This window comes from Aromatoleum anaerobium, from assembly GCF_012910705.2.
Lineage (GTDB): Bacteria > Pseudomonadota > Gammaproteobacteria > Burkholderiales > Rhodocyclaceae > Aromatoleum > Aromatoleum anaerobium.
In genome coordinates this window covers 295,165-307,479 of the sequence record NZ_WTVG02000039.1, presented here as the reverse complement: position 1 = coordinate 307,479, position 12,315 = coordinate 295,165, and the positions used below count along the sequence as shown (strand labels likewise).

General features: G+C 65.5%; 10 protein-coding genes. 6 read left to right on the top strand and 4 right to left on the bottom strand.

Annotated elements, in window-relative coordinates:
- Positions 1 to 10 precede the first annotated feature (10 nt).
- Positions 11 to 2,590: a hypothetical protein gene (locus GO606_RS13525; protein ID WP_246979577.1), complete on the top strand. Its 2,580-nt coding sequence runs from the start codon at positions 11 to 13 to the stop codon at positions 2,588 to 2,590.
- 1,058 nt (positions 2,591 to 3,648) lie between these two features.
- On the opposite strand, the gene GO606_RS22155 is transcribed toward GO606_RS13525, so the two are convergent.
- Both GO606_RS22155 and GO606_RS22150 read right to left on the bottom strand, forming a co-directional pair.
- A complete protein-coding gene (locus tag GO606_RS22155; protein ID WP_169119574.1) occupies positions 3,649 to 4,395 on the bottom strand; it encodes a hypothetical protein in 747 nt (248 codons plus the stop codon).
- Positions 4,396 to 4,446: 51 nt separating this feature from the next.
- Positions 4,447 to 4,995: an HNH endonuclease signature motif containing protein gene (locus GO606_RS22150; RefSeq protein WP_169119573.1), complete on the bottom strand. Its 549-nt coding sequence runs from the start codon at positions 4,993 to 4,995 to the stop codon at positions 4,447 to 4,449.
- Positions 4,996 to 5,140: 145 nt separating this feature from the next.
- Between GO606_RS22150 and GO606_RS22145 the strand changes: the two genes are divergently transcribed.
- Together GO606_RS22145 and GO606_RS22140 are read left to right on the top strand one after the other, a co-directional pair.
- Positions 5,141 to 5,341, top strand: coding sequence for a hypothetical protein (locus GO606_RS22145; protein ID WP_169119572.1), 201 nt, complete (start codon positions 5,141 to 5,143; stop codon positions 5,339 to 5,341).
- A 257-nt stretch (positions 5,342 to 5,598) separates the two neighbouring features.
- Complete coding sequence (locus GO606_RS22140; protein ID WP_425532216.1) at positions 5,599 to 9,687, top strand: PLxRFG domain-containing protein; 4,089 nt, start codon at positions 5,599 to 5,601, stop codon at positions 9,685 to 9,687.
- A gap of 175 nt (positions 9,688 to 9,862) precedes the next feature.
- Here the strand turns inward: GO606_RS22140 and GO606_RS13515 are convergent, their stop codons facing one another.
- Positions 9,863 to 10,102 carry a CCDC90 family protein gene (locus GO606_RS13515; RefSeq protein WP_169119570.1) on the bottom strand — a complete coding sequence of 80 codons (240 nt, stop codon included), beginning with the start codon at positions 10,100 to 10,102 and terminating at the stop codon, positions 9,863 to 9,865.
- A complete protein-coding gene (locus GO606_RS13510) occupies positions 10,099 to 10,665 on the bottom strand; it encodes an Arc family DNA-binding protein (RefSeq protein ID WP_246979574.1) in 567 nt (188 codons plus the stop codon). Before GO606_RS13510 ends, GO606_RS13515 begins: the two co-directional genes overlap by 4 nt.
- Positions 10,666 to 10,767: 102 nt before the next feature.
- Here GO606_RS13510 and GO606_RS13505 point away from each other — a divergent pair, with 102 nt between their 5' ends.
- The 3 genes from GO606_RS13505 to GO606_RS13495 all read left to right on the top strand — a co-directional run bounded on the left by GO606_RS13505 (position 10,768) and on the right by GO606_RS13495 (position 12,119).
- The gene (locus tag GO606_RS13505) at positions 10,768 to 10,944 is read left to right on the top strand and encodes an Arc domain-containing protein (RefSeq protein ID WP_169120644.1); all 177 of its coding nucleotides are present in this window, start codon (positions 10,768 to 10,770) and stop codon (positions 10,942 to 10,944) included.
- Complete coding sequence (locus tag GO606_RS13500; protein ID WP_169120642.1) at positions 10,941 to 11,714, top strand: phage antirepressor KilAC domain-containing protein; 774 nt, start codon at positions 10,941 to 10,943, stop codon at positions 11,712 to 11,714. Before GO606_RS13505 ends, GO606_RS13500 begins: the two co-directional genes overlap by 4 nt.
- Before the next feature lie 84 nt (positions 11,715 to 11,798).
- Positions 11,799 to 12,119: a hypothetical protein gene (locus tag GO606_RS13495; protein WP_169120640.1), complete on the top strand. Its 321-nt coding sequence runs from the start codon at positions 11,799 to 11,801 to the stop codon at positions 12,117 to 12,119.
- Positions 12,120 to 12,315: the final 196 nt, after the last annotated feature.

Sequence of the window (12,315 nt, the reverse complement as noted above, 5' to 3'; positions counted from 1 at the left end):
GGAGCCTCACATGGCAAAAGTCCTGAACAACCAGCAGCTCCTCGACCGCCGCATGAAGGGGCTCAGTTTCGACGGCGCACCGCCGGCCGCACCGGTCGGCGCCGTGCAGGGCACCGGCACCGGCACTTCCGACAGCAACCTCGCGGCGCTCTCGCGTGGCGAGTACGTGCTGCCCGAGGCGACGACCGCTGTGGTCGGCAAGGGGCGGCTCGACCAGCTCGTGCGCGACACGACGGGCCAGGAGCCGGGCGGCAAGCCCGTCGCGCCGATGCACAAGAGGCTCAGCGGCTTTGCGCGTGGCGGTGCGCTCGACACGACTTTCAGCGACGGCAACATCGGCCCGTTCGCGGGCGGTGCGCTCGACACGACTTTCAGCGACGGCAACATCGGCCCGTTCGCGGGCGGTGCGCTCGACACGACTTTCAGCGACGGCAACATCGGCCCGTTCGCGGGCGGTGCGCTCGACACGACTTTCAGCGACGGCAACATCGGCCCGTTCGCGGGCGGTGCGCTCGACACGACTTTCAGCGACGGCAACATCGGCCCGTTCGCGGGCGGTGCGCTCGACACGACTTTCAGCGACGGCAACATCGGCCCGTTCGCGGGGGGTGCGCTCGACACGACTTTCAGCGACGGCAACATCGGCCCGTTCGCGGGCGGTGCGCTCGACACGACTTTCAGCGACGGCAACATCCCTCGCGTGGGCCTGATGGGCTTAGCCGGCGGGGGCATGATCGACGACCTCTACGGCGAGACGCAGGCGAAGCGTGCCGCGCTGCGCAACTACACGCCGCAGCCGGGCAACTTCCCCGAGCAACCCGCGCCGCGTGCGCCGGAACTGCGCAACTTCACGCCGGAGCCGGGCAGGCTGCAGCCGGGCGGCACGCCGCCACGCATCAGTGGGATTGCGCCGCCGCCAGCCGCCCCGAGCGTGCCGCCCGTGTCGTCGCAAGGCATCGCGGATCGCGTCGCGCGCAGCGCCGCGCCGAAAGTGGGCGCCGCCCCGGCGGGGATGACGCCGACCCCCGCCGCAAGCATCAACTACGACATCCCGCCCGGCCATCGCGCTCGGGTGGGCACCGCCACGGCGGCCGAGTTCGAGGCCGCGCAGGCCGCGCAACGCGGCGCCGCACCGGCGGCAGCGCCCGCCGCAGCCAAGCAAGGACTCATCAGCCGCTTGGCTGCCGGCGCGAAAGTGGTGCCGCAAACCGTCGCGAACGTCGCCAAGAGCATCCCGGGATTCCAGGCGGCGACGGGCGGGCTCATCGGGGCCGGCCAATCGCTGGCCGACATGGGCAACGGCTACCGCGACGAGTTCAACCGCAGTGTCGGGGCGGAATCCCCGCTGGGCACGCTGGCGGCCGACACCGCACGCACGCTCGCCAACGTCGGCGATGCGGCCACCTTCGGACTGGCCGGGCGAATCGGACGCGGGATCGCCAGCGCGACCGGCGGCGGATCGTTTGGTGAAGGCTTCACCAGCGACTCTGATCGTGATCGCTTCCTCGCCTCACGGCAACCGCAGCAAGTCGCCCAAGCGCCGCAGATGACCGACCGGGAGCGCCAGGACGATATCGCGCGCCGTCGCGCCGCGCTGGAAGGCCCGCAAGCCGCTGTGGCGCCGACCGCGAACGCTGCCCCTGCGCCTGTCGCTGCGCCGGCTGCCGCGCCGAAGCGTGGCCCCATCGCGGGACTCGCCGCGCGTGCCGCGAAACCTGCCGCGGCTGCGCAACCGAGCGCGCCCGCAATCGACCCCGCCGTGATGGCCGACGCGCAGGCCGCGCAGGCCGAACTCGACCAGTCGCCGATCGCCCGCGTGATCTGGGGCAGCGGAGGGGCGACGGTGCAGTACAAGGACGGCACGACCAAGCAGACCACGAACATGGACGAGGTGAATGCATTCCATGCGCTGACCAATCGCGCCGCGCAGCAGTACGCCGCGCAGCCGGTGGAGATCATCGCCGGTCGTGACCGCGCGCAGGCGGTGCCCGAACTCGGCTATCAGATCGTGCCGGATGCGGTGGCGCGCACTGGTAAGACCGGCGACTACGTGACGGGCCTCGCGCAAGCCGCGATGGACCGCGCCGATCCGGTAGCGGCTGAACTGCGCGCGCGCCTCGCCGAGATCGCCGCGCAGGGCGACAACTCGATCCGAGTGAGCAATGCCGCCCCGGATCGTGACGCAGCGGGACGCGGACTGCGTAATGACCTTGCGCGCATTGAGTTGAGCCGCAAACAGCAAGAAGCAGACTTGGAAAAGCAGGCGCTTTCCGGCAACCAGGAAGCGATTCAGCGGCTCAACCTGCTGCGCAGCAACGGCAAGAGCGACGACAGCCGCGGGAAGCTCGTCACCGATCTGGTGAAAGCGTATTCGTCCTCCACCATGCAGCCCGTTGGCGCGGACGGGAAGCCCATGACGTTGGAACAATTCGTCAGCCAGGGCGTGCAACTCGCATCAGGCGGCACGGCACAACCGGGCCCGTCGTATGAGCAGTTCGCCGCGCAGATCCGCGCCAAGAACCCGGGCGCGAACGTCACGGATGCGCAGCTGCAAGCCGCCTACAAGCAGCAATTTCAGAAGGGGCAGTGATGGCACTCGACCTGAGCTACGATCCGAACTGGAAGCCGAAGGCGGATAGCGGGCCGGACCTGACCTATGATCCGAACTGGAAGGCCCCGCCGTCGCCAGAAAAACCCGGCCTGATTCGCAGTCTCGCCGACGTGGCGCTGGAAGTCCCGGCAGGGGCGGCGAACGCGACCAAGGCGCTGGCCGATGCGTTCGGCGCGGGGAGTGCCGTGTCGCAAGGGATCGGCAGCTTCGCCGAAGGGGCGCAAGCCATGCAGTCGCCCGCGCGCCAACTGGAACGCCAGCAGCAGGCGCAACGCTCGCTTGCCGCAGAAAAGACCGGCAGCACATGGGAGGAGGTGAAAGCCGCTGGGCAGAACTTCCTTGAGTCGCCCGTTTCCGCGACCGCGAACGCCGCCGGTTCGCTCGTGCCGGTCATCGCAGGCGGATTGATTGCGAGTCGCTTCGGCATCAAGCCGACTGCCGCCACGGGAACGATTGGCGCCGGCATGGGCGCAGGCGCGGTCAAGGGCAGCATCTACGACGATCAGGTCAAGCGCGCACAGGACGCCGGCCTCACACCCGAGCAGGCGCAGGCACAGGCAACCGCCGCGCAAGCCTATGCCGGGCCGAACACGGACCAGATCGCACTCGGCGCAGGCTTGGGCGTACTGGCTGGCTCAACCGGCGTGGAGCGCGTGCTAGGCGGGGCAACGAGCGGGATCAAGAGTCTTGTTGGTCGCATCGGGGCGGGAGCGGTTCAGGAAGTCTTGCCGGAAGCTGCGCAGGGCGGACAGGAACGACTGGCTGCGAACATCGCCGCGCAACGCTCGGGCTACGATGCGCCGACGTGGCAGGGCGTCGCAGGACAAGCGACGGCGGAAGGTTTGGCGAGCGCAGGCCCTGGCGGTGTCGCAGGCGGGATGACGCGCTACGCTCCCCCCATTGACCCCAACGCCGGCCCTCTCTCCCGCGCCGCAGCGACCGCGCAGGCGACCGGTGCCGATACGCTCGCGCAGGCCGCCCAAGCGGCGCAGCAGGCCGGAGCCGACGCCACGACCGACGCAACCCGTGACGATTCGTCACAGGTTCAGGCCGACCCGTTTGCGGACATTCTCTCGCGCATCACCCCGCCGACCATGCGCGCGGTGCGCCAGGCCGACGGTTACGGCCCGGAATCCGTCAATGAAGTGCTGCGCGCTGCGGCCATCGCGCGCAATCCGGAGATGGACCCGCTGACGCGCCAACAGGCCGCCGAGGCGCTGAACACGTTCTGGCAAGGCTTCGACAGCCGCCCGAACTGGACGAGGCCGAATGCGCAGCCGGAACAGCCGGCGCAACCCGGCACCGATGTCGTGCCGTTCGGTTCTCAGGGTACGGACCTTGCCGCCCCCGGCCAGTCGTCGCCGTTCGATCCGAACACGCTGGACGGCGAGGCGCGCGAAGTCGGCACGCTGCCGCGTCAGATGCTGACCGGGCCCGAGGATGCCGCGCAGCAGTACCGGCGCGAGCTGCTGGAATCGGTGCTGGCCGACCCCGATACGCGCAATCCGCTGCCGCGCTATGAATCCGTGCTGAAGAAGAACGGTTTCGAGCAGCGCCGCGCCACGCCGGAAGAGCGCAAGCTGATTGAGGATCGCACGAAGCCGGTTGAGCCGGAACGTGCCGAGTTGCCGCCGTTCGCCGCCGTGGATCGGGCAATTATGGATTCCGGGATAACGCCCGATAATTCGCGCCGCCCAGGCCTCCCGATGACGCAGGAAGGCGCCCAACGCCGCGCCGCCGAGCAGTCGCAGGCGAGCGGGCAAGCGTTCGAAGCGGTGCCGCATCCGACCGTGGCGGGGCGGTTTGCGGTGCAGGCGGTTTCGACTAGAAAGGAATCAGCCAGCAGCGCTGATACTGTGTTCGCGAATGAATCGACCAACGGAGGTCGCGCTCGACCCGAACTCGGCAGCGATTTGTCGATGGGTAAGGCCGCGCCTGAGCAGCGCGGCAACATCTTCGACCCGGAGAATGGCGTTCTTCCATCTGGCGTCCCTGGTCGATATTCCACGACGCAGGAATCCAGATCGAATCGAGCTTTGACTGACGCCGAAGCGATCGGCAATGGACCTCAGCGTGAGCCCTTCATTGCGAAGGGCGACGGCAGCGTCAATGCTCCATTTGTGAGGCCCGGTCATGAGGTGGATGCGCTGATGCGTCCGCTGGTCGATGACCTCAAGGTTGTCGATGGAGTTGTTGAGCCCGTTCCCGTCGATGTGGTGAACGACTTCGTTTCGCCGAAGCCGTCTTCCGAGCGCGGCCTCGGCGACGAGACGGTGCTCAAAGCGCTGCCGTCTGATGCCGTCAATCTCAACGCTAATGAGACGGTACGCGGTGTTGTGGCGGGGGAACGTACGAACGTGACCGCCAGTGCTCGGCCTTCCCATTTCAGATCTCCTGAAGCGACAAACCAAGGCGCAACATCAGATTCATCAAACGCAGATACTACTGATATTCCATTCAGTACGAAATGGGCGGTGCGCAAAGGCGACACCCGCAAACCGGTTCAACCTGCACAGGAGACTGCAGTCAATGGCGCTACGCCCGCAAAAGCCGTCGAAGCAACGCCGCAACGAGGAACGGCGCAACAAGCCGTATCCGGCGCCGATGCCGTGCGGCCTCCATCTGGCGTACAACCCGCCGTCGCCGGCAGCGGTGGAGTATATGCGGCAGGTGGACGATATCGCCCGCAAGGCGGGAATGAAGCGGCTGCGCAACCCGGGCAGAAGGTAGGCTCCGACCTCGACACCGTCGCCGAGCGCGTGACCGAGCCGACGCACGACGACCCCGGCAAGCAACCCGAGGTCGCGACCGCTCCGGTGATCCGCGAGGCGATCGCGCCCCGCGCCGAGCAAGGGAAGCAGGCGGACACGGCAGCGGACACGAACGAAGCCGCAGGACAGGAGCGGGTGCAGTTCTCGCGTGCCGGCGCAACCGAGTTCGTGCCATCGCCTGACGGCTCCATCGACTTCGGCGAGATCACGTCCGACATGGCACAGGTAATGCGCCGTCAGCCCGGGAAGATCCGCCTTGAGCGTGGAGATGACTCTTACGGAGAGCGTCACATCGAACTGCGCCACGGGAAGGACATTCGGGCGCTAGGCTTTAGGGGTGCTGCAGAGTTCGTGGCGGATATCGCCAAACACATCGATCAGGTGTGGCAGCCTGGCGCGACATCACAACTCGTCGCCATTCATCAGGTTAGCAACGACCGGGTGATGTTCGTGGAATTGCGGCAGGCTCAAGACGAATCCGGCGACTACTACACCGTGCGTTCGGCCTTCCCGGCGCGGAGCGGATTCGTCAATAACAAAGGGTGGAAGGTGCTTTGGGGAGGCCGGGCCCAGCCTTCTATCGATTCCGGTTCGTCGATCCCGTTTGCTGCGCCGACCCCGAGATCTACCGGGGAGTCGGCCACGATCCCATCGGGCCAAAGCACGGATCGAAATGTAGCAGATGGCATCGACGACGGCAAAGAGGCGCGCGCATCAGTAACCGCGCGAGCCACCACCCCCGACGCCATCCGTTCCGCCATCGCCTCCCTCGTCGGCCCGTTCCGCAAGGGGCGCATCATCGTCGTGCAGTCCGCCGCTGAACTCGTCGAGCAGGGCGTCATCCAGTCGCGTGATGCAGCCGGCGCACAGGCCTTCGTCAAGGACGGCAAAGCCTACTTCATCGCCGACAATATCCGACCGGGCAACGAGCGCGCGGTGTTCCTGCACGAGGTCGGCGAGCACCTGGGGATGGAGAAGATTCTTTCTCCTTTCGCAAGAAAAGTTCTCCTGACGAAGATCCGCAACTGGTCGCAGGAATCCGGTACGGTCGAATCGCGTATTGCCAAGGCGGCACTGCGGCGCGTGGAAGCGGCGGGCGAGACGGGCAGCGATTCCGAGACCTTGGCGTATTTCGTGGAAGAAGCCGTAAAAGCCGGCATCGACCCGACCGCAGAGACGCAATCCGCGCTCGGCAAGTGGTTCGCTCAGTTCATGGCCGCCGTCCGCAAGGCGCTGGAATCGCTCGGCCTCGTCAGCCCGAAGCAGCTCACCGCGCAGGACGTGGTGAATCTCGCGCACGGGGCGGCGAAGGTGGCGATGAGCGAGGATGGGGCGAGCGATTACGACCACATCGTCGTAAACGCAAAACCCCCGGCAGGGCTACCGGAGAGCGGCCGCATTGGCTCAAAAGCCTCTGACGACTCACCTACTCCGCCGTTTGCTGGGGGCGCTTCGAGTATCAATGATCAGGGCAGCAAGATCAAGCCGAGCATCCAGTTCAGCCGGGCGGCTACCCTCGCGCCGGATGCCGAGTCGGTCAGCGCGAAGGCGCGCGACTTCCTCGCCGACGTGGTGAAGCGTCCCGGCGTATTCGGCCCGCTCGCGCGCACGCTGCAGACCCAGTACCACAAGAGCACCAAGAACCCGCTGTTCAAAGCCGTCTGGACGCGCGCGCACGCGATGTTCATGGACTCGTCGCGCGCCATGTCTCGGCCGGCCGAGCTCGCGCCGAACCTGTTGCCGAAGTTCGATCTGTCCAACATCAGGGACGCCGCGAAGGCAGTCTTTGGCCGTGGGCAGACCGAGCGCGCGGACCTGAAGGCGGTCGCCGATGTGCTGAGTGCAGGCACGCTCTACGACGGCGCCGGGCCGATGAACGGCGTCGTCTTCACCGAGCAGCACTTGCGCGATGGGGTAAAGGTCGGCGACCGCTTCGTGAAGCTCACCGACAAGCAGATCGACCTGTACCGGCAGGCGCGCGCCGCGCTCGATGCAAGTCTCGACGAAGCCGCAGCCGGCGAAGCGTGGGGCCTGCTGCGCCGGCACACCGACAACGCGGACCTGCGCACCTGGATCGCCGAGAACCCGCAGGACGCGAGCCGAGCGATGGGCGAGGCGCTGTACGGCGTACTCGAGCAGGAGCAGCAGAACCTCGAGGATGCGAAGCTGCGCGCCGCGGAGATGGGCGACGACAGGTCGAAGGCGGCCGTGACGAAGCAAGAGGGTCGCGTCGCCGACATTCAGGACACCGCCGACCGCATCACGGCGATCTTCGACAAGGCGGCGCGGCTGAAGGAAGCGGGGTACATGCCGCTGATGCGCTTCGGGCAATACCGGGTCGCTGTGACGTCGCAGGACGAGAGCGGCAAGCGCACGACCGAATACGTGTCGCGCTACGAATCCGCGTTCGAAGCCAACCGCGCGCGCCGGCAGCTGCTGCAGGACTTCCCGGCGGCCGAGGGCTTCACCGTCGGCGAGGTCGAGGTCACGAACCCGGACGAGTGGAAGATGTACCAGGGCGTCAATCCCGAGACCCTGATGCTGTTCGCCAAGGAGTCCGGCATCGCGGTCGATGACGTGATGCAGTCGTGGTACAAGGAGGCGACGTCGAGCCGCTCGGCCATGCGCCGCATGGTGCATCGGAAAGGCTATCAGGGCTTCTCGGACGACCTGCCGCGGGTGCTGGCGTCGTTCATCACGTCGAACGGCAAGCGGGCCGGCTACGCCTACCATCTGGCCGACATGCAGCAGATGCTGCAGGACGAGTCCATGCCGGGCGACGTGCAGCAGGAAGCGCAGAAGCTGCTGGAGACCATCACCGAGCCGACCGACAAGGGCGGCAACGTGCGCGGACTGATGGCGACGTGGTATCTGCTGGGCTCGGCCGCCTCCGCTGCCGTCAATGCCACGCAGACGCTGACGATGTCCCTGCCGTTCCTGTCGCAATTCGGCGTCAAGGGCTTTGCGCCCGGCGAGGCGATGGGACACCTTGCGCGCGCCTATTCGATGGCGTTCGGCAAGATCAAGGACGCCGAGCTCGCGGATGCGGTCAAGCGCGCCGAGGAAGCGGGCATCGTCGATAGCAATGAGGTCTTCCACCTCTACGCCGAGTCGATGAAGCCGCTGATCTCGAAGCTCGGCAGCGGCGGGCTTGCCTACCGGGCGCGCGCCTTCATGACGCTGTGGGGCGCACCGTTCGCGATCGTCGAGAAGCTCAACCGCAAATCGACGTTCATCGCCGCGTACAACATGGCGAAGGCGCAGGGCAAGGACATGAAGGAAGCCTACGAATTCGGCGAGCGGGCCGTCGTCGAGACCCAGGGCGTGTATGCGAAACACAACCGACCGAACTGGGCGCGCGGCAACGTCGGCGGCGCCATCCTGGTCTTCCGCCAGTTCTCGATCGCCTACCTCGAGCTCGCCGCGCGCATGTGGCAGTCCGGTCCGGAAGGCAAGAAAGCGGCCGCGCTGATGCTCGGCATCCTGTTCGCCACCGCGGGACTGGCCGGGATGCCTGGCGAGGATGACCTGCTCGACCTCATCGACACGTTCTCGCAGGTCTTCTTCGGCAAGGCGACGATCTCGAAGATGGAACTGCGCAACCACCTGCACGACATGCTTGGGAAAGAGCTGGGCGAGTTCGTCAATTCAGGCGTTTCCGCGTTCCTGCCGCTCGACGTCTCGGGCCGGATGGGAATGGGGAACCTGCTCCCGGGCACCGCGGCGTTCAAACCGTCCGAGGCGAACAAGGAACGCGAGGCGCTCGAAGTGCTCGGCGTACCAGGATCGTTCGCGCTGTCGGCAATGAAGGGGGCGCAGTTGCTGATGGCTGGCAATGCGACCGGCGCCGCCAAGGCGTTCGCGCCGAAGGCGGTACAGGACGCGGTGAAGGGCGTCGAGATGGCGCGGACTGGCGAGGCGCGCGACATGGCGGGCCGCAAGATCGTCGACGTTGATATCGGAGACGCCTTGATCCAGATGGCGGGATTCAATCCGACGGTCAAGGCGGAAGCCGGCAGGAAGGCCTTCGAAGTGAACGAACTGATCGGCTATAACAAGCGAATGGAAGCCGAGATCGTCGGCAAGATGGCGCGCGGCATCTCGGACCGGGATACGGATGCGGTACGATCGGCACAGGAAGAACTGGCGAACTGGAATCACAGGAATCCGGACGCCCCGATCCTCATCAACGCGCGGCAGGTTCAGCACCGCATCAGGCAGCTGCAGATGGAACGTTCAGGCCGTATCGTGAAGCTGGCGCCGCCGGAACTGCGTCGGCGCGTCGAAGAGGCGCTCGACGAATGATCGAGGCGCTGATCTGCTTCGTGTGGCTCGGCGCCATATGGTGCGGCTTTGCCTGGATCGGCAAGAAGATCAGCCAGAAGCAGGACGACGACTGATCACCCCAGCCTCATCAACGCCGCAATGATGCCGATGCCGGCGGCTCCTTCGAGGCGCGCTTCGCACATGGAGCCGCCGTTCAGAAAAACTGCTTCGCGAAGTTGGCGATTGCGACGGCAAGAACAGCGCCGAGCATCCAGGACAGCTTGTCCATCTTGACTTCGACTACCGCGAGCTTGGCGTCGAAATGCTCGCGCGTGACGAGATTGGATTGCGCGTCCGACAGCACCCGAACCACGGTTTCAGCCTGCTTCTCGTCGAAACCGGCGTCTCGCAGCTTGCGGGTGGCTTCCAAGGTGTCGAAAGAGATTGTGCTCATGAGCAGAGGATAGCGGGCGGGGGTGGGGCGGGCAAGCTACGGCCGCGGGGGCGGCGCTTTCTGGGGGTAGGCACCTGTTCCTCGGCGACAAAGCCGACCTTCTCCAGCGACTTCTGGAACGTCTCGTCGAACGCCTCCTCACTGGCTGCCTGGCGCAGCGCCTTGATGACCGAGTCGTTCCCGGCTCGCTTCGTCACCTTCTCCACCAATCTGTCCGCAAACGTTCGCGCGTGATCGAGTTCCGGGATCTGTTCGAGAACATCCTTCGGCACGCTGCGCATCGCGCCGGCGAAGATCATCGCGGCGTACTCGGCCATCGCAACCGAGGCGTCCGACGTCCGCTGCTGAAGCACCACTGCTGCCTTGAGCATCTCGATCAGTTCGCTCGCTTCGGCCAGCCGCTGCAGCGTCTGTTCGTGATCAGGGTTGGCGTCGAAGCTCGCAGCGAGGCGGGCGACGATTTCGGCCCCCATCGAGCGCTGGCTCTCCTTTGCTGCATCGATGAGCCTCGCCTTGAGATCTTCAGGCAGTCGGATGTTGGTTTGGATGTCTTTCGTGCTCATGACCTGCAGAGTACTAAGCAAAGTGCTTGCGAACAAGAAAGCACTTTGCTAGCCTAGCAGTGTGCTTGGTTGTCGCTAAGCCACTAACTAGGAGCCTTGATCATGGCATTACAGAAGAAACTTGACGCATGGCGCGGGCAAATTCGCATGCCGATGCCGCTGGCCCTGTGGGTTCAGGAGCAAGGGCAGCGCAACTTTCGTTCGATGAACGCGGAACTCGTCGAGATGGTCCGCCGTTTCCGCGAAGAAGCCGAAGCGAAGAAGGAGGCGCGGGCATGAACATCGTCACCATCACCGGCGGCCAAGCGGTCACAAGCAGCTTGGCGATTGCCGATGGAACCGAGAACGAACATCGGGCGGTCCTTCAGCTTGTGCGGACCTATCTCGCTGATCTCGAAGAGTTTGGAAGGGTCGCATTTGAAATGCGACCCTTTGAAACCGCTGGCGGCACCCAAAAGCGCGAGGTCGCAATGCTCAACGAGCAGCAATCGACCCTCCTGCTGACCTACATGCGGAACAGCGACATCGTCCGCGCGTTCAAGAAGCGGCTCGTCAAGGCGTTCTGGGAACTGGCGCAACGTCCCGCAAGCGACCCGATGCAGGTGCTCAACGACCCCGCCGCGATGCGAGGGCTTCTGCTGAACTACAGCGAGAAGGTTATCGCTCTGGAAGAGAAGGTGGCCGAGCAGTCGCCGAAGGTCGAGGCACTCGATCGGATCGCTGTCTCGGACGGCCGACTGAACCTCACCAACGCGGCGAAGAATCTCGACGTCCCGCCGCGGCGCCTCATCGACTGGATGATCGCGAACAAGTGGATCTACCGGCGGGCTGGCGGTTCGGGCGCCGTCGCCTATCAGGACAAGATCCAGTCGGGCTACCTCACGCACAAGGTGTACGTCGCGACACGCGAGGACGGAAGCGAGAAGACGTGCGAGCAGGTCATGGTGCTGCCGAAGGGGCTGGCGAAGCTGTCGATGCTGGTCCCGCAATCAGGCTCTGGCGCGGGTCGACCACCGCAAGGCGATGCCGCTTCTGGTGCGAGAGTATGATGATGGCCATAAATGAAAGCGCCCCAGCGACTGGCATCGCTGAGGCGCCGATGAATCAGAACCGACTTGAAAGGGAGTTCCGAAATGAAGATTACTACTCAACCCGCTGACATTCAACCGCAACCGGCGCGGCTCCAACGCAAGCCGCGCCAGGAACTCAAATCTGCGCCCACGCTGAAGGTCGTTCCGATCCATGCCGCGAGTTCCCGAGAATGCGAGAAAACCCTCGAAAAGCTCCTGTATCTTGCGAGAGAGGGGCAGATCACGGGTCTCGACCTCACGGTCCTGACCGACGAGCGTGAGGTTCTGACGGTGAAGGCCGGCGTGCTGCAGCGATCGAGCGATCTCGCGGCGCTGGTGTCGCTGAGCAAGGCTGTGCGGGCGTCGCTCGGCGAAGAGGCGTAGCGCCGACGAGCAGCAGCAACATCAAACCCCCGAGAGCATAGCGCCACTCTCGGGGGATTTTGTCGAACAGCCAGATCCCCAGCGCAACAGTGCCGACGATCAGCGGGAATGCATACGGCTCCATGCAGGCACTATAGGCGATCAGCCACGCGCCGTCTTCGGCTGGATCGGCAAGAAACTCGGGAGCCGACCGGCC

Coding starts and splice junctions, on each gene's coding strand:
- GO606_RS13495 (WP_169120640.1), top strand. CDS start 11,799: ATGAAGATTACTACTCAACCCGCTGACATTCAACCGCAACCGGCGCGG.
- GO606_RS22150 (WP_169119573.1), bottom strand. CDS start 4,995: ATGGGAAGGCCGAGCACTGGCGGTCACGTTCGTACGTTCCCCCGCCAC.
- GO606_RS13505 (WP_169120644.1), top strand. CDS start 10,768: ATGGCATTACAGAAGAAACTTGACGCATGGCGCGGGCAAATTCGCATG.
- GO606_RS13515 (WP_169119570.1), bottom strand. CDS start 10,102: ATGAGCACAATCTCTTTCGACACCTTGGAAGCCACCCGCAAGCTGCGA.
- GO606_RS22140 (WP_425532216.1), top strand. CDS start 5,599: ATGGCACAGGTAATGCGCCGTCAGCCCGGGAAGATCCGCCTTGAGCGT.
- GO606_RS22145 (WP_169119572.1), top strand. CDS start 5,141: ATGGCGCTACGCCCGCAAAAGCCGTCGAAGCAACGCCGCAACGAGGAA.
- GO606_RS13500 (WP_169120642.1), top strand. CDS start 10,941: ATGAACATCGTCACCATCACCGGCGGCCAAGCGGTCACAAGCAGCTTG.
- GO606_RS13510 (WP_246979574.1), bottom strand. CDS start 10,665: ATGAGCACGAAAGACATCCAAACCAACATCCGACTGCCTGAAGATCTC.
- GO606_RS22155 (WP_169119574.1), bottom strand. CDS start 4,395: ATGCGGCACCGCTTCGAACGCTTGCCCGCTCGCCTGCGACTGCTCGGC.
- GO606_RS13525 (WP_246979577.1), top strand. CDS start 11: ATGGCAAAAGTCCTGAACAACCAGCAGCTCCTCGACCGCCGCATGAAG.